Below are 23,984 nucleotides of genomic sequence, written 5' to 3'. Positions count from 1 at the left end.
CTAGCTATTGCTAGCTTCAGTTGCTAGTGCTTTACCTTTTGGAAAGATAACTCCCGTACGAGACACAACGCCCATCTTTGGCTCCACGTAGTCCTCTACTCGATTGCTTCTAGGTTGCGAACCGCACCTCGATCTGCGCTCGTCGCTAGCAGCGCATATGCCTTAAGCGCCGCGCTCACCCGCCGCTGCCGAGGCTGTGCAGGCTTCCAGGCATTTTTGCCCTTTGCCTCCATTGCCACCCGCCGATTGACTAATTCCTCCACTGATAATTCTACATTAATCGTGCGCTTGAAAATATTGATTTGGATGCGATCGCCGTCCTGAATCAGCGCAATGTTACCACCCGATGCCGCCTCTGGAGAGGCATGACCGAGCGAAAGCCCTGAAGTTCCGCCTGAGAAGCGACCATCCGTCAACAACGCACACACCTTGCCTAGACCTTTAGATTTCAGGTAGCTTGTCGGATAAAGCATTTCCTGCATTCCTGGTCCCCCGCGCGGACCTTCATAGCGAATGATTACTACATCGCCTGCTTCCACTTCGTCGCGCAGAATTCCATTGACGGCGGCATCCTGGCTTTCGTAGATACGCGCCTTGCCCTCAAACACCAGAATGCTGTCGTCAACACCTGCTGTCTTGATAATACACCCACACTCCGCCAGATTGCCGTAGAGCACTGCCAATCCGCCCTCGGTGCTGAAGGCGTGCTTTAAGTTGCGGATACAGCCGTTTTCTCGATCTAGATCGAGGCAATCCCAGCGGGTTGATTGACTGAATGCTTGCTGAGTGGGAATGCCCGCAGGACCTGCCTTGAAGAAGGTGTGGACGGCTGCGTCATCGGTCTGCATCACATCCCAGCGATTGAGCGCGTCTTTCATCGTCTGACTGTGAACCGTCGGCACATCAGCGTGCAGCAGACCAGCCCGATCTAGTTCGCCAAGAATACCAGGGATGCCACCAGCCCGATGGACATCCTCAATGTGATACTTCTGGGTGTTCGGTGCGACTTTACACAGTTGGGGCACTCGGCGCGAAAGGCGATCGATGTCGCTTAAGCTAAAATCAACCTTGGCTTCCTGGGCGGCAGCTAGCAAGTGCAAAATGGTGTTTGTCGAGCCGCCCATCGCGATATCGAGCATCATGGCATTCTCGAACGCTTTGAAACTAGCGATCGAGCGCGGCAGCACCGATTCATCATTCTGCTCGTAGTAGCGGCGGGTAATGCTGACGATGGTGCGGGCGGCAAAGAGGAATAAATCTTTGCGATCGAAGTGGGTTGCCAACACAGTGCCGTTACCAGGTAAAGACAAACCGATTGCTTCGGTCAGACAGTTCATTGAATTAGCGGTGAACATACCAGAACAAGAGCCGCAGGTTGGGCAGGCGGAACGCTCGTATTCTTCCACCACCTCGTCGCTGATTTTGTCGTTAGCGGCGGCAACCATTGCATCTACCAAGTCCAGCTTGTGTTCCGCGAGCTTCGTCTTGCCCGCTTCCATCGGTCCGCCAGAGACGAACACGGCGGGAATGTTGAGCCGCAGGGCTGCCATCAACATACCAGGGGTAATCTTGTCACAGTTAGAGATGCATACCAGCGCATCGGCACAATGGGCGTTGACCATATACTCGACTGAATCGGCAATAATCTCACGCGAGGGCAGACTGTAGAGCATTCCGTCATGCCCCATCGCGATGCCATCGTCCACAGCGATCGTGTTGAATTCTTTGGCGACTCCACCAGCAGATTCAATCTCACGGCAGACTAATTGACCTAGATCCTTGAGATGAACATGACCAGGAACAAATTGGGTGAAGGAGTTAGCAACGGCAATGATGGGCTTCTCGAAGTCCTCAGTATGCATTCCAGTAGCACGCCAAAGGGCACGAGCACCCGCCATGTTGCGTCCTTGAGTGGAGGTTTTCGATCGATAGGTTGGCATGGCACGTCTGATTCACGTTATCTAACTTTCTATTTTGTATTAGTAAAGTAAGAATTAGCAATGCTAGAAGTAGGATTAATAATCTTAGTAAACAGTTAATTGCTGCTATATTTGCCAATTAGTTTAGGAAATTTTCGCCCCCACCTGTCAAAATACTTATACTGTTAAACATAGCGAGGTAAGACAATCGAACCGAGAACCTTAATTGCCCTAGAACGAGCTTATCTTTCCTTGCAAGAGATTATTGCCTCCCTATATGCCGAAGCTGAAAATGCTCTGTTTGAGGAAAATAATAACGATGCTAGCTTGCTGTTTGCTCAAGCAGATAGGCTATATGTAGTAGCAGAAAATATAGAGTCGATTATCGCTGAACAAAGGGAGTAACTGGACAATGGACGAAAAACCTACCCTAATTAAAGAGAATGCCGCACGAGCCGCTAAACTTTCATCTGATGCCGTATCTGCTATGAAAGCAGGCGATTTCCATCTAAGTAGGGCTTTACTTAAAGATGCGGTAGAAGCAGGCAGAAAATGTCAGGTATTAATCAAAGATAATCAAAATTCACCTACGGAAAGTTGATAGCATCAATATATAAAGGGGTTGCTAAAGATTTTTCACAATAAATTAGTAGATACAAATATGGAAACGAAGAAGTTGCGCTCGCATATTGGGGCAGATGGGGTTTTGCAAATCCAAACATTTACCGCTCTAAAAGATACTTTGGTCGAGGTAGTAGTAATTGTCCAGCCATTACCCGATACTGAAGCTGCACTGGCTGAGGAAGCCCAATCGCGTTGTAACGCTTGGGGAAAAAAGGTAACTAAAGAATCAATTGGTAATGCGATCGCTAAAATGCAACAGTTACGGCGAGAAGTGGCATTAGATAAAATGTCAGTTCGCTCGATGATTGATGAAGGGCGAAGATTTTAATGCAGTTTGTGTTGGACTGTTCTGTAGCAATAAGCTGGTGCTTAGTCGATGAAGATAACGATTATGCCAACAGCGTACTGACAATAATGCCGGATGCTGAGGCATTTGTACCAGGAATTTGGTCGTTAGAGATTGCCAATGTTCTACTGGTAGCCGAACGGCGTAACCGTATGAGTCAAGACCAATCCCAGGAAGCTATTGCATTATTACAGTTATTATTAATCCAAGTAGATCCGGCTACTGATGCAAACGCACTGGGTACGACGCTGATACTAGGACGACAGGAAACTTTAGCAGCTTATGATGCTGCTTATTTAGAATTGGCATTACGGTTGGGCTTACCCTTAGCAACGATTGATACTCGACTAGCGGCTGCCGCTAGTAGCTGCGGAGTAGATTTAGTCGTTGTTGATGAAGAAAAGCCTTCAAGATAGACTCTATAAGTAAGATTCCTTTGCGCTGTCAACAAACTAACAAATGATGGAAATCGTGCAAGCCGATCTTAGTCTACCTGCTCATGCTCAGGCTACGATCCAATTAATGGATGCTTACGCGCTCGATGAAATGGGTGGCGGTCAAGGTTTGTCTGACTACGTTTTGGCAAATCTGCCATCAGAGCTTGCTAAAAGAAAATCGGCTCATGTCATTCTTGCCTTCGTTGATGCCGAACCCGCAGGACTTGTGGTTTGCCTAGAAGGATTCTCTACATTTGCCTGTCAGCCATTACTGAATATTCATGATGTCATTGTTGCCTCGCCCTATCGTCGCAGAGGGTTGTCCAAACTGTTGCTCCACAAAGCTGAAGAAATTGCTTTAAATCTGGGTTGCTGCAAACTCACACTAGAGGTACTGGAAGGCAACCATGTTGCCCAGTCAGCATACAAGGCGTTTGGATTTAAAGGCTACGAGCTAAATCCACAGATGGGCAAGGCATTATTTTGGGAGAAGAAACTAACACAGGTGGCTGATAGAGCAAAAAGCCAATGTAATTGAAAGATTAGTGTGCGGTCGCAGCTCCTTAGTAACCGACTTGTGATAGCGATCGGTAAGTTTAATTAAACAAAAGTAAAGACTTTAATAAAAATACATTTGCTGAAGTTAACTACTGTGCTAGCCACATTTGAGCAGTTCTAAGAGGAATATATAAAGTAAAACGATTGCCCTCAACTTTCATCTGATGTCCGTGAATTAAGTCTACATAATCACCTGGATTTTTTAAACCCCAGGTACTAAATTCAACCCAAGTCTCTGTTCCGCCTTTATTAATAGCAACAATTCCCAAATTTCCCCTACGGAAGACTAACGTTGTATCGCTTTCAAATAAAATTACCATCAGTTGTCCGTGAACGGCATTATGGAAGCGAATCATGTTAACTAAATCTGGACGTTCGATAATATTAGTCCACCGATCTTTATCTTCAGGATGTTGCTCTGCTGATTCGTTATGGTCGGAAAATATTAAAGGAACGCCTCCATCTTTTCCCAAAATATAAGCATAAGCTAAATGCTCATCCTGCCGCTCTAATAACCAACTGCGAAAACCATTGTTATAGGGAACGTCATGATTGACAACAAAAGTCACCGCCCGATGCCAAGGTAGAGCATTGTCTTCAGCTTCGGGACGAACAAGTTTTCTTAAGGAACCACCAAAACTAAATGCCTCTCTAATTGTTCCAAATAGAGGAAAATCATAGGCAGATATCCAAGTTTCTTGAAGAAAAGGATCGATAAAAATATCCTCGTCACGATCGCTACCTGTCAAAACTTCACCAAATAAATATTTACTGGCGATTTCATCAAGATCGGCAAAATTATCAATCATCCTTTCAGTAAGGTGTTTGATTGCATCAATACGAAAGCCATCAAATCCCATTTTTGCCAGAGCAATGAACATCTTTCGTTGTTGTAATAAAACCCAAGGCGAATCATTTAGATCGGGTAAATCGCTTAAATTACCGAATATGACTCTAATTCGCTCTAGCCATTCATGAGCTTGAATATTTCCGGCTTGATTAAAATCCCAAGGCGAGAACAGACCTTCCCTTAAATTACCGTACAAGCGATTTTCTTCATATACATCTGGTTGACTTCGGTATTTCTCAAGTTCAGCTTCACCTGGAAAATTCAAGCGATCTGCTCGATTCTCATTAGCCATATGGTTAATGACTATATCAGCGTAAACTTTAACTTTAGGCTCGAACTTATGGCATTTCTCAATTAATTGTTGCAAATCTTTTTTTCCACCCAAATGAGATAACAGCACTCGGTAGTCTTTTGGTTGATAACGTTGCCACCAATCCTTGCCTTCGGGATTTGAATACAGGGGTGGCGGAACTAAAACGCTACCATAACCAGCCTTATGTATATCCTCGACTGCTTTGATAATATCTTGGTATTTCCAATTAAAAGCATGAAAAATTACGTCACGCATATCTGATTCTAAGTTTTAGCTTTAATTTTAGAAATTACGAAACTATAGATAGTTTAAAGCCGATATTTTATTAGAGTATTGAACCATGATAATCAGTGACAATAGTAAGCAGCATTACTACATTTAATTTAACTTCCCTGCTCGACCCACTCCAACCCCGCCTTAAGAGCCGCTTCAGCGCTCTCCGTAAATCTTGCGCTCCCCAAAGACTACCCCACCAGTGCTTATCAACCGGAACTGCCAGCAGTGGGCTTCGGTGTACAAGACTATCAGGGTAGTGCCGCCAATGCCGATCGCGTGATGAACTTTAGTTGTACTCATGGCGATCGCCTCTACACCAGCATTGATATCTCAGTGCTAATTTTATAGCTCCTTTTTGAGCGCTTGAGTATTACCCCAAGGTTTGAAGCTAGAACTAGAGCAGTTGCTTTGTTAAAGCTAAAATGGATAGTTCAGCACAATATTAAATCTCTGTTTAATAAAAGCAATTGTTCTTGGTACTGAAAAAGGTACTACCAAGTCTGTCTGATTATCCGCCCCAATTCCTTTCCACTTATTGAGGTCAAAATCGGGAGGATATTTGAAGCCAAACAACAGATTGCTACCGAAAAGTCGTTCAACTGCCTCAATGCCATGTAGATTTGCATTGGAGCTAATACGCTCTAACATATCATCAAAATACGGCTGCCCAACTGCTCTAGTTAAATCACTTTCACGACTTAAGTAATTAGTAATGCGTCTAGCAATATAAAAATCTTCTCCGTAGAGAAACTGCCGCTCTTGAGGGGTTAAAACTTCTGCCCAACCGTGAGCAATCAAAAACCGCGCTTGATGGACCATAATGCTGCGTTCATCTGCTCTAAGTTGCCCGTAGCGCTCGTCAGGAAGTTGCAGTGGGGTGTACCTAGTTAAATCTGCTAATAACTGGGATAGGCGCAGCACATAATAGAAAAAATCTGAGAGCGGCTGTTCCAATAAATCTCTAGTCGGGTTATAGAGCATTGTAGCCATCATTTCCGATAAGCCGTGATAGTAAAATTGCTCGTCCGTGCATCCTTGGTTCCTGATCAGTGCTGAGGCAAAGTCTAAATCTTCTGCTCTATAGTTATGCTCCTTAAGTCTTCTCTGCTTGGTAATCTCAAAATCTGAGCAGGTATCATTGCCATGAGCGATGCCATCTGGATGCAATGCACAAACTAGAAGTTCGTTATCAGCATAGAATTTACAGCGGCGGCATTCGGGTAGTTTTCGCATTGTGATACACTTAATTTTTTCAGTTAGTTGAGCAAGCTGACAGTTATTTATTAAAATGCGAAATTAACAAGCTTTAAATGCGACGAATATCTAAGCGGTTTTAGGTATGTTGAACCAGTAAGGCACACAAGCGCTGTCAGATAGTGTCAGTAAATATTTTTAGATAAATTTATACTAATGTCAAAAAGAAAGAATAGAAGAAAGTATTTACCCATTCTACTTGCCATTATTACAAGCTTTTGTCTACTAAGTTTTTATGGACTGGTTATAGAGCCGAATCGTTTTGTCGTTGCGCACCACCAACTAAATAAGCAATTTGCTGAAGCGAATAATAGTTTTAAAATTGTTCAAATCAGCGATTTACATCTTAGAAAATTTAACAACCGCTCAAAGCTTATTGCCAAACAAATTAATAAACTTAACCCAAACATTATATTATTTACTGGAGATTCAATCGATAAAGCCGAACAACTTGATGGATTTGAACACTTTTTATCGCGCCTTAATCGGCAAACAGCTAAGTATGCAGTTATGGGGAATTGGGAATACTGGGCTGATATTGACCTCAAACGTTTAACAGCAATCTATGCTAATTACAATTGCCGCTTATTAGTTAATGAAAGTATTTTACATAACTATGGCGATCGCACTATATTAATTACGGGATTAGACGATTTAACTAGCAAACCAGATTTAATGAAATCGCTTCAAGGTGTTCGCCCTCAACCGAATCACTTATTACTTGCCCACTCACCAGCATATCGAGATTTATTTTCAATTGATGAATTAGCAATGCTTAGACAATACAAACCACAATATATGTTATCAGGGCACACTCATGGCGGACAAATATCACTATTTGGCTTTACTCCTTTACGTCCGAATGGTAGCGGACGCTATATTAGTGGTTGGTATCGAGATAGTGCGCCCTGGTTATATGTATCGCGTGGACTAGGAGTTTCGGTGTTACCAGTAAGAATAGGTGTAGTTCCAGAAATTAGTTATTTTGAGTGGTTCTTGAACTGAATATGACTAGGTATTGAACTTGAGTGTGAGCTACCTCTAATTTGTGCTTGATAATTACCTTTTCCCAGTAGAGCATTTATATCATCAATAAAGTTCATTTACCTCAAATAAGAAAATGCCTTCAGAGTTACAATGGTATGTGCTGTGCAATTTAATTAATGGATTGCCTCAAATTCAGTGGTATGTATACCAGGTTGAGATAACAGGAGACTTCCTATATATTCATGCCAGAAGCGCAACTTTGGCAGAAAATACGACCCTTTTTATCATTAATGCCCAAGGAGAATTTATCTAATGAGCGTAAATAATCTCAAAAATCTCAGCACTGATGAATTAGTTAAACAGTTCAAGGAAGCTAGCCTCAGTGGTAGACCGCCTCAAGAACTGATCGGTGAGTTAAAAAATAGACCTGGTATTGCTTTTATCAATGCTACTGATTCAGCCGAAGTTACCTTAGAAAAAGCTCGAGCTGCAATCGAGCGAGTGGAGAAGGGTAATCGCCAAAGTTCGTAAGCATTGGCTGACTGCTCTTGAATGCATAACCAGCAAAGTAAAATTACCCCACAACCTTTAAGCTCTGCCCCAGTACAAAGTCAACCAGGCTTTGACCACTAAGTAAACCGATTCCATACTCCCGCAGCAATTGGTTAGCTAACTCTTCAGTTCTACCACTATGAACAAAAAATCCTCCATAGGCTTTTTCTTGGTGAATAACTTTGTGGAAGTCATGGACATGCTTAGGGTTAATATAGCCGCGATAACGCTTTGCCTGAATTAGATAAAGCCTCCCAGCAATTGTTACTCGTCCGTCTAAACCACCATCATTGCTATATTTAAAGTTATGTTCAATGTCCCAGCCTCGTTCATGACAGCAGGTTAGGAGTAACTCTTCAAAAGCGTAGGAGTTCATTTTCCGCAGAATATAGAGCGCTTTGGGCAATTGAACTCCGCCTGAACGCAGTTGCTCCAGTACAAAGTTTGCCTGTTGAATATATTGTTGATGCCTACTGCTTTTAAGGTGAACCCTCGTTGAAGCTGGCGGCTGCAACAAAGCGATGCCTTCGGCGGTATGCTCTACGACCATGCTCCGCAAACGCTCTGCGACCATCGCTTTAGGTGGAGGCAAAACTTGCGTTCTAGGAAGACTGGGCGCAGTTGTTTCCCGCGATCGCTTTTGTTCTGTAGGATTAGGCGATTGCCCAGAAGTTCGCCTTCTTTGCCGATGCTTGCGACCAAAAACGGCATTACCTACTGCTGCGATCGCCCACGCAATCAAAACCAAGCAAACAAGCCCAAACAGGAAACCAAAGATCCCCATCACTGCCTCCTCGTTAACTTATCCCACCACACCTGCGGCAACAGTACCGTCTTTCTAGTTTCCAAAGCTATCACCCGCAGATTATGACAAACGCCATCTGGTTTAGCGCAGGCTACCGCTACTGGCATTCCCATGAAGGCGATCGCACAGTAGAAGATTACTAAAGGAGTCCATACTAAATAAAAGAAAGTAGTTTGGTCGGAAGGGGTGTACTGCAAAGTATTTCGAGGCTCCACTCCATTTTAACTAATCCAACTTTTTAGTAGATCGCGTAATATTTAATGGTGGAAGAAATATAGAATTTTATCCAATTAATCACCCGAACAAATTTATTATTATGTATTGAGAATTTTTAAGGAAAGTTTAAGTTTAATTTTATACAAATAGTGTAATGATAAGACTTATAAAAAACAATTGATATATTAGTAGTCTCAATATTTTAATCATCTAAGTACAGAAAATCTTAATATGAATATTGCTGGTTATAATCTTATAGAAGTCTTTTGCGAAGGAGAAAACACTGTTATTTATCGCGCTTCTAAAGAAGTAGATTCTAGCTCTGTATTAATCAAAACACTGAAATCAGAGCAGCCGACTGCTGAAGAAATCACAAGATTAAAGCACGAATTCAAAATTCTCCACTCCTCAAATATTGATGGAGTAATTAAACCCTTGAGCCTAGAGAATTCTCAAAATGGGCTAGCTCTGATTTTTAGAGACTTTGGAGGAGAATCATTAGTAAAATTTCTTGCAGGTCGTCCTTGTAAATTGAATTGCTTTTTACAAGTTGCAATTCAACTAGCTTCAACGCTAGCACAACTTCATCAAGAAAATATTATTCATAAGAACATTAACTCGCATAACATCATTATTAATCCAACAACGGGGCAAGTTCAGATTATTGATTTTAGTATTGCCTCTTGCTTAACGAGAGAAGGTCAAATCAGTCATTCTGCCAATTTGCTCGCAGGCACTCTCGCTTATATAGCGCCCGAACAGACTGGAAGAATGAATCGATCGCTTGACTACCGCGCTGACTTTTATTCTTTAGGTGTTACTTTATATGAGATGTTGACTGGGCAGTTACCATTTCAAGCGACTGATGCGTTGGAGATTATGCACTGCCATATCGCTAGATCGCCAGTCCCGCCTCATCTTGTCGATGCGGATATTTCTGAGGCAGTATCCGATATTGTCATGAAGTTACTTGCCAAAACTGCGGAAGACCGTTATCAAAGTGCGCTAGGACTGAAGGCTGACTTAGAAATTTGTCTAAAAATGCTAGAAACCTCTGGCACTATTTCTCGATTCAAAGTAGGAGAGGTGGATTTATTTAGCCACTTTTTAATTCCAGAAAAGTTGTACGGGCGCGATCGTGAAGTTGATTTATTAATGAATGCCTTTAAGCGCGTCAGTGCTGGCAAAACTGAAGCTATGTTGGTTAAGGGTTACTCCGGCGTTGGTAAATCATCGTTAGTCAATGAAATCCACAAACCTATTGTTGGTGCTAGAGGATATTTCATCTCCGGCAAATTTGACCAATTTCAACGCAATGTTCCTTACTCAGCACTTATTAATGCTTTTCAAGCATTAGTAAAACAACTCCTGACTGAAAGCGAAACACACCTGACACAATGGCGAGCCAAACTTTCAACCGTTCTAGGCAGCAATGCCCAAGTCATCATTGATGTTGTTCCAGACGTAGAATTGATTGTAGGCAAGCAACCCGCCGCTCTAGATTTAGCACCCACAGAAGCACAAAACCGATTTAATCTTGTTTTTCAAAACTTTATTCACGTTTTCTGTTCGCGAGAACACCCTTTGGTGCTTTTTCTAGATGATTTGCAATGGGCTGATTTTGCCACGCTCAAGCTGCTAGATGCGATCGTGACCGATGCAGAAACAGGCTATTTACTTTTAATTGGAGCTTATCGAGATAATGAAGTCAGCCCCAGTCATCCTTTAATGATGACTCTTGGCTCACTGCGGGCTAAAGCCGTTGTCATTTATGAAATTACTTTAGCTTCTTTAGCCCTTGCAGATATTGGCAACCTCATTGCTGACACGCTTCATAGTGATGCAAGTTCTGTCCGACCATTGGCTGAATTAATCCTGCGTAAAACGTCAGGCAATCCATTCTTTGTCAATCAATTTCTCAAAACGCTGTATCAGGAAAGCCTATTGACCTTCGAGGCTCCATCAAAGGTCGGTAAAGCTGGCTGGCAATGGGATGTTACCCAAATTGCGGCGCTTGACATTACAGATAATGTTGTAGAATTGATGATTCAGAAGTTGCAAAAATTACCTGAATCCACTCAGCAGACGTTGCAGTTGGCAGCTTGTGTAGGGAATACGTTTGATCTGCAGACTCTTGCAATTATCTATAAGCGATCGCCAGCCACTACTTATCAAAATCTATTGCCTGCAATTGAAGGAGGTTTAATTTCAGTAACATCTGATGTAAAAATTTCACTGCAAGATGATGCGGACACTCATAGACTGGATCTCAAATCTAAATTTCTCCACGATAGAGTACAACAAGCAGCATATGCGTTAATTAATAATAGTTCTAAGCAAGCCACTCACTTGCAAATTGGTCGTTTGCTTTGGCAAAATACGTTACCAGAGACGCTATCAGAAAAGATATTTGAAATTGTCGATCACCTCAACATAGGAATTGATCTAGTTACAGGTAAAGCAGAACGAACTGAAATCGCCAAACTTAATTTAATTGCTGGACGAAAAGCCAAAGCCGCAATAGCTTATGCTGTAGCTACAGAATATTTGCAAGTGGGGATAGGATTGTTAGGAAAAGATAGCTGGACTTATCAGTACGAACTGGCATTAGCACTACATACTGAAGCAGCAGAGTTGGCATATTTGAACGGTAACTTTGAAGTAATACAGAGATTCGTTGACATAGTACAAAACTGCGCTGAAACTCTACTTGACAAAGTAAAGGTACATGAAGTCCAGATTCAAGCTCATGTCTTGCAGAACAAACTACTAGAAGCGGTTAACACGGCGCTACAAATCTTAAAGCTGTTGGGGGTAAATTTTCCGGAAAATCCAGTTCCATCTGATATTAAGCAAGCACTATCTGGAACTGCAGCAATTTTGAATGGGCAGCCAATTGAGGATTTGATTGATTTGCCTCAAATGAGCGATCCCTATAAGCTGGCAGTCATCAGGCTTTTAGCAAGTATCTTTGCTCCTGCATATATTGCTGCTCCTACACTCCTACCGTTGGTAGTGTGCAAACAAGTAGATTTATCGGTCCAATATGGTAACGCTTCCGTTTCTCCTAGCGCTTATGCTAATTATGGTCTTCTGCTTTGCGGAGTTGTAGGAGATATCGATTCGGGTTATCAGTTCGGTCAATTAGCTTTAAATCTGCTGTCAAAGTTAAATACTCAAGAAATTAAAGCTAAAACAATCGTCATAGTCAATATATTTATCCGACCTTGGAAAGAGCATTTAAGACAAACCTTAGAACCTTTGATGTCAGCTTACTCTAGCGGCATAGAGACAGGAGATTTAGAATTTGGTGCTTTTGGTCTATTGGTGTACTCCTATTTCGCTTACTATAGCGGCAAAGAACTGACTGCCCTTGAAAGAGAGATGGCACTCAACAGAGATGCTATTAATAAAATTAAGCAAAAAACAGCACTCAATTATCACGAAATTTATTGGCAGGCTACCTTAAATTTACTGGGAAAAAGTGAAAATCCCTGTCGTCTTCAAGGTGAAGCCTGCGACGAGCAGATTGGGTTGCCACTATACGAGCAAGCAAACGACAAAGCAGCAATTGCATACATATATTTGAATAAACTTTTACTTTGCTATTTATTTGAAAACTACTCAGAAGCAATTAAAAATACTGCGATAGAAGAGAATTATTTAGATGCAGTTGTTGCAACACCTCATGTTCCTCTCTTCTATTTCTACGATTCTTTAGTCAAGCTCGCAGTGTATCCTGATACTCCACAGCCAGAACAAAAAGGACTTGTTGACAAAGTAAAAGCTAATCAAGAAAAAATGCAAAGATGGGCGGATCATGCCCCAATGAATTATCTGCATAAATTTTATCTAGTTGAGGCAGAAAAGCAACGAGTTTTAGGCGAAAAAGTAGCATCAATGGAACTGTACGACCAAGCTATTGCTTTGGCTAAAGAAAACGAATACCTGAATGAAGAAGCTCTGGCGTATGAACTTGCAGCTAAATTTTATTTAGCGTGGGGAAAAGTAGCAATCGCCCAACTCTATTTCCAAAAGGCGCACTATGCTTATCAAGTTTGGGGCGCTCAAGCTAAAGTTGAGCATCTAGAAGAAAAGTATCCTCAATTTCTAGCTAGGACCTCAGTCAAGAGTGAAACAAGGGATATAAGTTTTCAACAAACTACTAATCACTCTGAAAGTAATAAAAAGCTAGATTTAACTACTGCCATGAAAGCAGCGCAAGCTCTGTCAGGCGAGATTCTTTTAAGTAACTTACTGACAACGTTGATGCAAATCTTGCTTGAGAATGCAGGTGCAGAAACAGGGATATTAATTTTAGAAAAAGACTCGAAACTCTTTATCGAAGCGACTGGGTGTATTAATCGAGATCGGATCGTCGTTCAACAATCAATCGCTGTAGAAACAAGCCAGCGCTTACCGCTATCAATCATCAATTATGTCCGGCAAACCCAGGAGAATGTGGTTTTAAATGACGCAATTCATGAGGATATTTTTACAACGGATAGCTATATTCTCCATCACCAACCAAAATCTGTATTGTGCGTGCCGATCGTTCAGCAAGGCAAGCTAATTGGCATTCTTTATCTAGAGAACAATTTAACTACGGGTGTTTTTACAGCAGAGCGAATAGAAATTTTACAACTTTTATCCTCTCAGGCTGCTATCTCAATTGAGAATGCACGTCTTTATCAAGATTTGGCAGCCGCTAACACTGACTTGAAGCAATCGCACGAACAGTTAGAAAATTATAGCAAAACACTAGAAGTAAAAGTAGAAGAGCGGACGGTGCAGCTTCGACAAGAGGTTCGTGACCGCCAACGGGCAGAAGAAACAGCCCAGTCTGCCAACCGCGCCAAAAGTGAATTTTTGGCAAACATGAGCCACGAACTTCGTACCCCGCTCAACGGTATTTTGGGCTATAGCCAAATTTTGAGTAAGAATGAAGTATTTACAGACTCTCAGAAAAATGCAATTAATGTTATCCATCGCTGCGGCGAACATTTGCTAACGTTGATTGATGATATTCTAGATTTATCAAAGATCGAAGCTCGAAAGATGGAACTTCACTTGAATGATTTCTATTTTCCGGAGTTTCTAGAAGGAATTGTAGCAATTTGTAGAATTCGCGCTGAACAAAAAGGAATCTCGTTTACTCAAAAGGCACTATCGCCCCTGCCAAAAATAGTTCAAGCTGATGAGAAACGATTGCGGCAAGTTTTGCTAAATCTTTTGGGGAATGCCGTCAAATTTACTGATAAAGGCAAAGTAACGCTTCAAGTTGGCTCTTTAGGAGCATTTGAGCCAAACACTCAATACCCTACAAAAATTCGGTTTCGCATTGAAGATACTGGCATTGGCATGACTCAAGAGCAACTACAGGAAATCTTTTTACCCTTTAAGCAAGTGGGCGAACATCGTCGGCAAACTGAAGGAACTGGATTAGGATTAGCGATCGGTCGCCAACTCGTTCGACTGATGGGAAGTGACATTCACGCCCAGAGCACTCTAGGAAAAGGCAGCATTTTTTGGTTTGATTTAGAGCTTGTTGAAATTAGTCAGGGACTGCAGTTCCCGTCTGGCGATCGCCCCTCTATTCGGGGATTTAAAGGCGAGCGCCGAAAAGTTTTGGTTGTAGATGACGATCGATCGAATCGTTTGATATTAATCAATTTGTTACAACCGCTTGGATTCCAGATATTTGAAGCGAGCGACGGACAAGAAGCGCTGCAAAAGGCTTGTCAGTTTCAGCCGGATGCGATCTTGATGGATTTGGCGATGCCTACGATGGACGGATTTGAGGCAACTCATCAAATTCGTGCCCAGCCAAATTTACAGCAAACTGTAATCATTGCAACTTCAGCTAGTGTATTTGACATGGATCGACAGCAAAGCCAAGATGTGGGTTGTAATGACTTTATACCAAAACCAATCCGCGAAGCAGAACTAATTAAGCAACTTGGGCTTTATCTAAAGCTAGAATGGATTTACGAAGACGCTAAGTGTGTGCCAAAAGATTCTGCTCAAGCTATCTTACTCAATGCTCAAACGATCGCTCCTTCTGTTGAGGAAATGTCGGTTTTACTAGATTTGGCAATGATGGGTGACTTGAAAGCGATCGCCGAGCGAGCCGCTAGGCTACAGACACTCGATCCGCAGTGGATGCCCTTTGCGGCTCACCTTATTCAACTAGCCAAAGCGTTTAGAAGACGACAAATTTTAGAATTTATTAAACAGTTTCAAATCGCTGAGTGAAAACTATGGTCGATCGGGGAACCATATTGATTGTGGACGACACGCTTACAAATCTTGAAGTTTTATTTGAGTGTCTAACCAATGCAGACTTGCGAATCTTGGTGGCTGAAGATGGAGAAGGCGCGATCGAAACCGCCAACTATGCTTTGCCCGATTTGATTTTGCTTGATATTCTGATGCCAAATCTGGACGGCTTTGAAACTTGCCGTCGATTGAAGGCGAACGAAACGACTGTAGAAATTCCAGTCATCTTTATGACCGCTCTTACTGACACCATCGATAAAGTCAAAGGCTTGAGTTTGGGCGCAGTAGATTATATCACAAAGCCGTTTCAGCAAGAAGAAGTCCTCGCTCGCGTCCAGACTCATTTAAGACTGCACAAACTTACGCAGCAACTTCGAGAACAAATGGCGCGAGAACAAGTCGCTCGTGCCGAAGCAAACGTAGAACGGAACCGAGCTACTAATATCCTAGAAAGCATTACTGATAGCTTTTTTGCGCTCGATAAAAACTGGTGCTTTACTTACTTGAACCCACAAGCCGAGCCGCTATTGCAAAGAAAGCAGCAAGATTTGCTGGGCAAAAACATTTGGGATGAGTTTCCGCAAGCAGTTGGCTCAACCTTTTATCAGCAGTATCACCGCACTCTAACCGAACAAATTGGCGTTGAATTTGAAGAATTTTATCCGCCTTTAAATTCTTGGTTTGCCGTTCATACCTATCCAACTAAAGATGGCATATGCGTTTATTTTCAAAATATTACCGAGCGAAAACAAGCGCAGCAAGAATTACAGCGTCAGTATCAGCGAGCGCAACTTTTCGCAGAAGTTACCCTCAAAATCCGTCAGTCTTTAGAACTCGAACAAATTCTGCAAAGTAGCGTCACTGAAGTACAAAAACTTCTCCAAGCCGATCGCGTGCTGATTTATCGGTTGTGGTCAGACGGAACCGGAAGCGGAGTTGCTGAGGAAGTGCTACCTGGTTGGTCAACTGCGATCGGGCGTAAATTTCCAGAAGAAGTGTTTCCGATCAATTGTCGAGAGCAATATCGTCAAGGAAAAATTTGTAATATTGCCGATGTCACCAATGAGCAAGAGAAGGTTGTACCTTGTCTAATCGAGTTTATGCAACAGTTTCAGGTCAAATCTAAGCTAGTCGTGCCGATTTTAATCAAAGCAGAACTTTGGGGGTTGCTGATTGCTCATCAATGCGATTGCCCTCGTCAGTGGACTAGCTTTGAAGTTGAGTTGCTTGAGCAACTTGCAAATCAGATTGGGATTGCTCTAGCTCAAGCACAGCTTTTAGAGCAAGAAACTCGTCAGCGTCAAGAACTCGCTCGTTCTAATGCTGAATTGCAACAGTTTGCTTATATTGCGTCTCACGATTTACAAGAACCATTGCGAATGGTGACGAGCTATCTTCAACTATTAGAGCGGCGTTACAAAGATCGCCTCGATGAGAGCGCCAACGACTTTATTGGCTACGCGGTGGAAGGCTCCATTCGCATGAAGACACTGATTAATGATTTGTTAGCCTATTCGCGGATTGGTACAGGGGGAAAAAGCTTTAAGCAAATTGATTGCCATGAAATAGTTCAGCAAGCGATTTTGAACCTCCAACTTACCATTAGTGCAAATCAGGCAGTTGTCACTTGGGATGAATTACCCAAACTTGTGGCAGATAGCACCCAACTAATTCAGCTATTTCAGAACCTGATTAGCAACGCGATTAAATTTCGGGGAACCAATTCTCCAATTATTCATATTTCAGCCAAAGCTCAAAACGAGCAATGGTTATTTCGCGTGCAAGATAACGGCATTGGCATCGATCCTCAGTACGCCGAACGAGTATTTATAATTTTTCAGCGTTTGCATAATCGCAGCGAATACCCAGGAACAGGAATTGGTTTAGCAATTTGTAAAAGAATTATAGAGCGACATAATGGGAATATATGGATAGAATCTGAACTGGGCAAAGGTTCAATTTTTTGTTTTACCATTCCAGATCAATCCGGAGGGAGTTAATCAATTTTGAGAAATTTACACCTTGAAAAACTGACTGAGATTTTGCTGGTGGAAGACAACCCTGGTGATGTTCGGCTGACTCAAGAAGTTCTCAAGGAAGGAAAAATTCTCAACAACTTGAGCGTGGTTAGCGATGGAGTTCAGGCAATCGAGTTTTTGCAAAAGCGAGGTAAATTTGCTCAATCCCCCCATCCCGACCTAATTTTGCTCGATTTAAATCTACCTCGTAAAGATGGGTGGGAAGTCCTAGCTGAAATTAAATCTAGTCCAAATTTAAAACGGATTCCAGTTGTGATCTTAACGACATCTCAAGCTGAGGAAGATATTCTTAGTGCCTACGATTGCTACGCCAATTGTTATATTGCCAAACCGATTGACTTAGAGCACTTTATTCAAGTTATTCGAGCGATCGAAGATTTTTGGCTCAATGTTGTAAAACTTCCACTAGAGGGAAAGGATGAATAATCGGCTGATTAAAGTCTTGCTTATTGAAGACAATCCTGGAGATGCACGGTTATTGCAGGAACTCTTGATGGAGGCGAAGCCCGTGCAATTTGAATTAAAGCAAGTCGATCGCTTAAGCCAGGGCTTGCAGCAACTTCAGGAAAATGATTTTAATGTAATCTTGCTGGATCTCTCTCTACCCGACACTCAAGGTCTGGAAACCTTTGTCAAACTCCACGATCGCGCTCGCAATACTCCAATTGTCGTTATTACTGGTTTGAACGATGAAACAGTCGCCATTAGTGCAGTTCAGTTAGGCGCTCAAGATTATTTGCTCAAAGATCAAGTCAATAGCGATGTGTTCGCCCGTTCGATTCGATATGCGATCGAACGCAAGCGTGCCGAACAAAAAATTCGAGAACAAGCCGCACTGCTTGACATTGCCACTGATGCAATTTTGGTGCGAGATTTGACTAGTCGCATCTTATTTTGGAATAAGGGGGCTGAACATCTCTACGGTTGGAGCGCAGAAACTGTTTTAGGGAAAACTGACGATTTGCTTTATCCGCAGTCTTCTCCTCAATCTCAAGAAGCTCAAAAAATCTTATTTGAGCAGGGTGAATGGTCTGGAGAACTGCATCAAGTTACCAAAAACGGCAAAGAAGTAATTGTTGAAAGCCGCTGGACGTTGATGCGCGATGACAATCGCCAACCCAAATCGATTCTTATCGTTGGCACAAACGTTACTGAAAGGAAAAAGCTTGAGGCTCAATTTTTCCGCGCCCAACGCCTGGAAAGTGTCGGTACGCTGGCGAGCGGTCTTGCCCACGACCTCAACAACATTCTGACTCCAATTCTCGTAACTTCTCAACTGTTGCAAATAAAGTTGCCTAGTTTGAATGAACAGAATCGACAATTGCTAAAAATGATGGAGGCGAACACAAAGCGCGGAGCAGACATAATCAAGCAAGTTCTATTATTTGCTCGTGGCATTGAAGGAGAACAAGTTGTTTTTCGGTTGGAACCCTTGATTCTAGAGATTCAGCAGATCGTGGAAGAGACGTTTCCCAAATCAATCACAACAGATGTGAACATTTGTTTAGAGCTTTGGGCTATGACTGGAAATGCCACGCAAATTCATCAAGTATTTATGAATCTTTGCATTAATGCTCGCGATGCAATGCCAGATGGAGGTACTTTGACAATTTCTGCTCAGAATGTGTTGATTGATGAGGAGCGCGCTCAAAGGAGTTTTGATGCTAAGGTAGGTTCATTCATCAAAGTAACCGTTGCAGATACGGGGATGGGCATTGCACCTGAAACGATTGATAGAATTTTCGAGCCGTTTTTCACAACAAAAGAGTATGGAAAAGGTACAGGACTTGGACTTTCAACAGTCATTGGAATTATTAAAGGTCATGCTGGCTTTGTAAATGTGGAGAGTGAAGTCGGTAAAGGAACAAAATTTAACTTCTTTTTGCCTGCACTTGTAGCAAAAGAACCAGTACAGGTCACAGATTTAGAGATATTAGTAGGAAATAATGAATTGGTATTAGTTGTCGATGATGAAGCTGCAATGCGTGAAAGTAGCAGGGTAGTCTTAGAGGCATATAACTATCAAGTGCTAACTGCCTGTAATGGGATCGAAGCACTCGAACTCTATATCAAGCACAAAGATAAAGTGAGCCTAGTGTTAATGGATCTCATGATGCCTGGTATGGACGGCTCTATTACGATTAGCACAATCCAGAGGATCAATCCAAAAGTCAAAATTATTGCAGTTAGTGGTTCAGCGTTCAGCATTGAGACTGCTAGGGAAGCAAACTCAGACATCCAAAAATTCTTACCCAAGCCTTACACGGCAGAAGAATTAGTTAAAATAGTCACTCAGGTTTGTAGAGTAAATATCTCAAAACTGATTTAGCCTAACATTGACCTAAGAAGAAATTATATTAGAGTTAGACTGATGCATTTTTTAAGACAAGATTTAAGTCACGACGGACATATACTTGCCAAGTTTTAGGCGTAGGTCAAAAAATTAGTGCGTACAACATCACGCCACTCATAATGGCGAAAGCTAGGTGGTGTTGCAAAAAATGGTAAGATAAATAATTACAATAGAGAAAATAATTCTGCCTGTTACTAATGAATCCCAAAACACCCTTCAAGTGGCGGCATTATTAGTCCAAAATTATCCTGCAATCTGTAATCGCCCACACAATCACAACTAGGCAAGCAAGTCCAAACATAAACCCAAAAATACCCATTAGTGCCTCCTCGTTAACTTATCCCACCACATCTGCGGCAAAAGCACAGTCTTCCTCGTCTCCAAAGCCATCACCCGTAGATTATGGCAGACACCATCTGGTTTGGCGCAAGCTACCGCTACTGGCATTCCCATAAATGCGATCGCACCTAGCTGTATAGATGTGGTAAAGAAGCAAACTTCTAGACTACAGAATTTCATCCTGTTCCAGACATACTCCAATTCCTTACCCCTCACCTATCTAGCATGAGCGGTCGCTCATTGTTGAATAGCTTCAGGCTCTATCCCTGAGTTAACCCTTAACTGCTGACTCTGACATACTGTACTTACCTAGTTGACCCCGATACCAGTCACCTTTCTTTGCGCCAACTGAAAGGACATTTGAGACACGCTCTCGCGCTGTGCTTCTTATCTCTTTTGGGATCTCATTGACGAATATGTTATCTATGATTGTGGCAATCTCTAATACTTGCTTTGGATGCTGCTGCATAACTTTAGATACGGCTTCAGCTAAAGAAATATTACTAAAGTCGTCTTTGACATACTCATGCCAAGTGTCGGGAGCCTTACTTGATTTCTTGACGGGTGTAGACTTCTTGCTTTGCTTGGTGCTAGCAGAGGATGAGTTCTTCTTACCTTGTTGCTTTTGAGGCTGTGGTGCTGAAGCTTTAGGAGCATCTGTCATTGCACCGTCTAACTCTGAAAGCACATCATCTGGAGCAGTAGGCTGGGATTGTTCTTCGTCAACTGGTGGTTGTGCTGGTGTTGCTACAGGCACAGTATCAGCAGTAGGTGCAGGAACAAACATATCAATCACGGTTTTCAGGCTGCGGCGTTTCTCACCGATTGATTGCAGTTGAGCGTTTAGTTCAGCTTCTTGCGCTGCTAGGTCGGCATCGGCTTCCAGTAGTTTAGTAATTGTAGGATTGGCGGGTTGGGAGTTTTGCACCGTGAAAATAGCTCAATCGAAACAACATACTCTTTATAACTTACGTTGAGTAGTAAATTTTCTCTTGATTTTGAGCAGTTCTTTAGTTCACGATAATTTAGAGGGAAAAATTTCCTAAGCTAATCGTCATTCATTTTCAGGATTGAAAGCATTACCGTAAGGGTTTTAGGAGCAAATTCCTGCAACTTAAATGCACGTTAACTTAGCAGAGAAGCTGACGACGCAGTTGCCTGAAGGAATAGTGTCTAAGCCTTGTGTTTTAATTTTCAACGCTACAATCCTTATAAATGTTATTTTTTTAACCTCGCTTGTTTCAGTGATGACGGTTATGAGGCGATCGCACTCTGGACATTGCATTGAAAATTTACTTCAATTCATACCCTTATCATGCAAAGCCAGATATATTGCTCTAATAAATCTTACAGCAGTTTTCTGGAGGTCAATTAGAATGTCCGCGAGAAGATTTATCATTTATGCAACCGTAGGCTTGTTAAGTTTCATCTTGGCGCTCGTGCTGTTAAAACATATTGGTTTGGCTGTTGCAGGTCCCGATCCGGTTCTGTATGACAAGGCTCAGAAAGCCCAAAGCGAATTCCTGACGATGCTAGAAACCATTGTCAATATTGATTCTGGAACAGGAGATCGAAAGGGAATAACACAAGTTGAGAATTTTGCGCTCCAGCAACTCAAAGCTGTTGGTGCAACTATCGAAACAAAAAATGCAGCGCCCAGTGCTGGACGTAATATTTTAGCAACAGTTCAGGGAACTGGCAAAGGTAAGATTCTGATGCTTGCCCACACAGATACCGTGTTTGAGGCAGGAACCGTCGCTCGACATCCTTTCAAAATCTTGCAGGGAAAAGCTTATGGTCCAGGTGTAATGGATGACAAGGGCGGAATCATCTTAGGAATCGAAGCCCTCAAAGTTCTGAAGGAGCTAAACTTTCAAAACTTTCGTACTATTACATTCCTAATTAATCCAGATGAAGAAACCGGATCTTTTGGCTCTCGCGAATTAATCAAAGCAACAGCGAAACAGCATGATGTGGCGCTAGTCTTAGAATTTGGTTCGCCGCAAGATAAAGTCACGTCTTGGCGCAAAGGCATTGGCTATTATGGATTTGAAGTCAAAGGTCGAACTGCCCATGCTGGGGCTGAACCTGAGAAAGGATGTAATGCACTGCTAGAGGCAGCTCATCAAGCTTTACAGCTTAGTAAATTAGCAAATCCGCAGAAGCAGACGACAGTTAATTTCACAGTTTTTCAAGCAGGCGATCGCCCGAATCAAATCCCAGACTTTGCCAAAGTTCAAGCCGATGTGCGAGTTTTGGAAGATTCGGAATACGAGCGCCTCAACCGTGACTTTACTCGCTTATCTCAAAACAAGTTGTTACCTTGCACTACCATTAGAACGATTGCTAAGAAAGGTCGTCCCCCTTTTTCCCCAAATCCTAAGACAAATGCGTTAGTCAAAAAAGCGCAAGGAATTTACCAACAAATCGGTCTAAAGCTTGGTGTCGAGGGAAGTGGTGGTGGTACAGATGGTAACTACACGGCTGCAGTTGGGACAACTACCCTAGATGCGCTCGGTCTTGTTGGTGGTGGCGCACATAGTTCAGACGAGTATATTGATTTGGAGCGCATTACTGCTCGAATTTATTTGTTATGTAAGCTGATGATAGATTTGGGAGAGTCAGGCTAATACTCTTGCTGTCACATCTTATACTATTTGGTATATCTCTGTTTAATCAATTTAGGCAGAGGAAAAGACAATCTGTATATGTAGCTTATGCACAACTGGACAAATAACTGATTCATCAGTCCGATCGGTTGTTCAAATCTAGTCAGTAACGCAGGTGTGTAAATACTGCTAACCAATGCTTAAGCCAATTGAAACAAATCAACTTTTGAATAACCAAGTGCAGATTGCACTTTACGTCAACAACTGTCCTGCTTAGGATACAAAAGTTTATCGTTCTCAAGAAGTTGGAAAATTATATTGGTACAGTGTGATTATTAACTAAGCTAATGGACACTTAATTTGCACGAAACAAGATCTAAAACTCATGCTGCAAGCTTTTTAAGATGGTAATTCGAATGTTCATCAGCTTACTATGCATCCTTATGCTGCAAGCTTTTTAAGATGGTAATTCGAATGTTCATCAGCTTACTATGCATCCTTACTTGTTTATGACTACCACTTAAATGGAACAACATACTTTTTATAGCTTACGTTAGGCAGCGAGGTATTTCTTAATAGTCCTGCTTGGTGGCAACTTATGAAGTAGATTGTCGCTCCGATAGATTAAGGATTCCAGATAATCTTAGGCAATTCGCCAACACTATCCGTATCCTGTATCAATCCTAATCAGCTTGTCCTATACTATACAGATCGATTTCTCGCCTGGGCGTTAAGGGAACTGCCATGACTGAACTAAAAGATGCCGTGGTACTGATTACGGGAGCAACAGGTGGTTTCGGACAGCAACTCACCCGACAGTTGCTTATGGCAGGGAGTCGGCTAATTCTGACGGATCTAGATGCGGTTGTTCTAGAGCAGCAGCGAGCAGCCATTGGGCAAGAGATATCAACAGGAGAGGTGCTGGCTTGCCTGGTAGCCGATCTATCTACAGCAGAGGGCTGCGATCTACTCTACAAACAGGTGCAGGTACTTAACACTCCGATTGATATTTTGATCAATAATGCTGGGATTGCAGTATTTGGGCGGATGGACGAAGTCCCCCCTGAGCAATGGGAACGGCTGATGCAGATTAACCTCCTGGCTCCCATGCGGCTGACGAGCTTATTTGTTGCCGATATGATTGCCCGACGAGCGGGACATATTGTCAACATTTCATCGGCGGCGGGTTGGGCAGCGATCGCAGGACTGACACACTATTCCACCAGCA

General features: G+C 42.4%; 21 protein-coding genes. 14 read left to right on the top strand and 7 right to left on the bottom strand.

Features of this window, described 5'->3' with window-relative positions; all coding sequences use genetic code 11:
* Positions 1–95: 95 nt before the first annotated feature.
* Positions 96–1,940, bottom strand: coding sequence for a dihydroxy-acid dehydratase (gene ilvD / locus UH38_RS22970; protein ID WP_045057035.1), 1,845 nt, complete (start codon positions 1,938–1,940; stop codon positions 96–98).
* A gap of 231 nt (positions 1,941–2,171) precedes the next feature.
* On the opposite strand from ilvD, the gene UH38_RS22965 reads away from it, so the two are divergent.
* Genes UH38_RS22965 through UH38_RS22945 form a run of 5 tightly spaced genes read left to right on the top strand, consistent with a single transcriptional unit; the run spans position 2,172 to position 3,864 of the window.
* Positions 2,172–2,324 (top strand): hypothetical protein, encoded by a 153-nt coding sequence (locus UH38_RS22965; RefSeq protein WP_200892585.1) that lies wholly within the window; start codon positions 2,172–2,174, stop codon positions 2,322–2,324.
* A 7-nt stretch (positions 2,325–2,331) separates the two neighbouring features.
* The gene (locus UH38_RS22960; protein ID WP_045057033.1) at positions 2,332–2,520 is read left to right on the top strand and encodes a hypothetical protein; all 189 of its coding nucleotides are present in this window, start codon (positions 2,332–2,334) and stop codon (positions 2,518–2,520) included.
* 60 nt (positions 2,521–2,580) lie between these two features.
* Positions 2,581–2,871: a hypothetical protein gene (locus tag UH38_RS22955; RefSeq protein ID WP_045057032.1), complete on the top strand. Its 291-nt coding sequence runs from the start codon at positions 2,581–2,583 to the stop codon at positions 2,869–2,871.
* A complete protein-coding gene (locus UH38_RS22950; protein WP_045057031.1) occupies positions 2,871–3,305 on the top strand; it encodes a type II toxin-antitoxin system VapC family toxin in 435 nt (144 codons plus the stop codon). Before UH38_RS22955 ends, UH38_RS22950 begins: the two co-directional genes overlap by 1 nt.
* Before the next feature lie 43 nt (positions 3,306–3,348).
* The gene (locus tag UH38_RS22945) at positions 3,349–3,864 is read left to right on the top strand and encodes a GNAT family N-acetyltransferase (protein ID WP_045057030.1); all 516 of its coding nucleotides are present in this window, start codon (positions 3,349–3,351) and stop codon (positions 3,862–3,864) included.
* Between the two features lie 109 nt (positions 3,865–3,973).
* Here UH38_RS22945 and UH38_RS22940 read toward each other — a convergent pair whose 3' ends face one another.
* Positions 3,974–5,302: an alpha-amylase family glycosyl hydrolase gene (locus UH38_RS22940; protein WP_045057029.1), complete on the bottom strand. Its 1,329-nt coding sequence runs from the start codon at positions 5,300–5,302 to the stop codon at positions 3,974–3,976.
* 246 nt (positions 5,303–5,548) lie between these two features.
* On the opposite strand from UH38_RS22940, the gene UH38_RS27975 reads away from it, so the two are divergent.
* Positions 5,549–5,671: a hypothetical protein gene (locus tag UH38_RS27975; RefSeq protein WP_268748911.1), complete on the top strand. Its 123-nt coding sequence runs from the start codon at positions 5,549–5,551 to the stop codon at positions 5,669–5,671.
* A gap of 69 nt (positions 5,672–5,740) precedes the next feature.
* On the opposite strand, the gene UH38_RS22935 is transcribed toward UH38_RS27975, so the two are convergent.
* Positions 5,741–6,556 carry a hypothetical protein gene (locus UH38_RS22935; RefSeq protein ID WP_045057028.1) on the bottom strand — a complete coding sequence of 272 codons (816 nt, stop codon included), beginning with the start codon at positions 6,554–6,556 and terminating at the stop codon, positions 5,741–5,743.
* Between the two features lie 177 nt (positions 6,557–6,733).
* Here UH38_RS22935 and UH38_RS22930 point away from each other — a divergent pair, with 177 nt between their 5' ends.
* Both UH38_RS22930 and UH38_RS22920 read left to right on the top strand, forming a co-directional pair.
* On the top strand, positions 6,734–7,582 hold the full coding sequence (locus UH38_RS22930) for a metallophosphoesterase (protein ID WP_052672538.1): 849 nt from the start codon (positions 6,734–6,736) through the stop codon (positions 7,580–7,582).
* Positions 7,583–7,876: 294 nt separating this feature from the next.
* Positions 7,877–8,095 carry a hypothetical protein gene (locus UH38_RS22920; RefSeq protein ID WP_045057026.1) on the top strand — a complete coding sequence of 73 codons (219 nt, stop codon included), beginning with the start codon at positions 7,877–7,879 and terminating at the stop codon, positions 8,093–8,095.
* A 43-nt stretch (positions 8,096–8,138) separates the two neighbouring features.
* On the opposite strand, the gene UH38_RS22915 is transcribed toward UH38_RS22920, so the two are convergent.
* Complete coding sequence (locus UH38_RS22915; protein ID WP_052672537.1) at positions 8,139–8,900, bottom strand: restriction endonuclease; 762 nt, start codon at positions 8,898–8,900, stop codon at positions 8,139–8,141.
* Positions 8,900–9,136, bottom strand: a complete 237-nt coding sequence (locus UH38_RS26490; protein ID WP_235355385.1) for a hypothetical protein — start codon at positions 9,134–9,136, stop codon at positions 8,900–8,902. Before UH38_RS26490 ends, UH38_RS22915 begins: the two co-directional genes overlap by 1 nt.
* A gap of 232 nt (positions 9,137–9,368) precedes the next feature.
* Here UH38_RS26490 and UH38_RS22910 point away from each other — a divergent pair, with 232 nt between their 5' ends.
* From UH38_RS22910 to UH38_RS22895, 4 genes are read left to right on the top strand one after another with little or no spacing between them, the layout of a single operon-like run.
* A complete protein-coding gene (locus UH38_RS22910) occupies positions 9,369–15,392 on the top strand; it encodes a hybrid sensor histidine kinase/response regulator (RefSeq protein WP_045057025.1) in 6,024 nt (2,007 codons plus the stop codon).
* Positions 15,393–15,397: 5 nt separating this feature from the next.
* Entirely contained in the window at positions 15,398–17,416 is a 2,019-nt protein-coding gene (locus UH38_RS22905; protein ID WP_052672536.1) for an ATP-binding protein, read from the top strand.
* 6 nt (positions 17,417–17,422) lie between these two features.
* A complete protein-coding gene (locus UH38_RS22900; protein ID WP_045057024.1) occupies positions 17,423–17,881 on the top strand; it encodes a response regulator in 459 nt (152 codons plus the stop codon).
* Positions 17,874–19,784 carry a hybrid sensor histidine kinase/response regulator gene (locus tag UH38_RS22895; protein ID WP_045057023.1) on the top strand — a complete coding sequence of 637 codons (1,911 nt, stop codon included), beginning with the start codon at positions 17,874–17,876 and terminating at the stop codon, positions 19,782–19,784. The genes UH38_RS22900 and UH38_RS22895 overlap by 8 nt, the downstream gene beginning before the upstream one ends.
* A 342-nt stretch (positions 19,785–20,126) precedes the next feature.
* Here UH38_RS22895 and UH38_RS22890 read toward each other — a convergent pair whose 3' ends face one another.
* Entirely contained in the window at positions 20,127–20,327 is a 201-nt protein-coding gene (locus UH38_RS22890; protein ID WP_144405760.1) for a hypothetical protein, read from the bottom strand.
* Between the two features lie 91 nt (positions 20,328–20,418).
* Positions 20,419–21,075: a hypothetical protein gene (locus tag UH38_RS22885; protein ID WP_045057021.1), complete on the bottom strand. Its 657-nt coding sequence runs from the start codon at positions 21,073–21,075 to the stop codon at positions 20,419–20,421.
* A 448-nt stretch (positions 21,076–21,523) separates the two neighbouring features.
* On the opposite strand from UH38_RS22885, the gene UH38_RS22880 reads away from it, so the two are divergent.
* Positions 21,524–22,777, top strand: a complete 1,254-nt coding sequence (locus UH38_RS22880; protein ID WP_052672535.1) for a glutamate carboxypeptidase — start codon at positions 21,524–21,526, stop codon at positions 22,775–22,777.
* Between the two features lie 723 nt (positions 22,778–23,500).
* The coding region (locus UH38_RS22875; protein ID WP_045057020.1) for an SDR family NAD(P)-dependent oxidoreductase at positions 23,501–23,984 on the top strand (484 nt) is incomplete at its 3' end.

The sequence above is a fragment of the Aliterella atlantica CENA595 genome, assembly GCF_000952155.1.
Classification (GTDB): Bacteria; Cyanobacteriota; Cyanobacteriia; order Cyanobacteriales; family Chroococcidiopsidaceae; genus Aliterella; species Aliterella atlantica.
The sequence above is the reverse complement of the archived record's forward strand: the minus strand, read 5'-3'. Positions and strand labels throughout refer to the sequence as shown.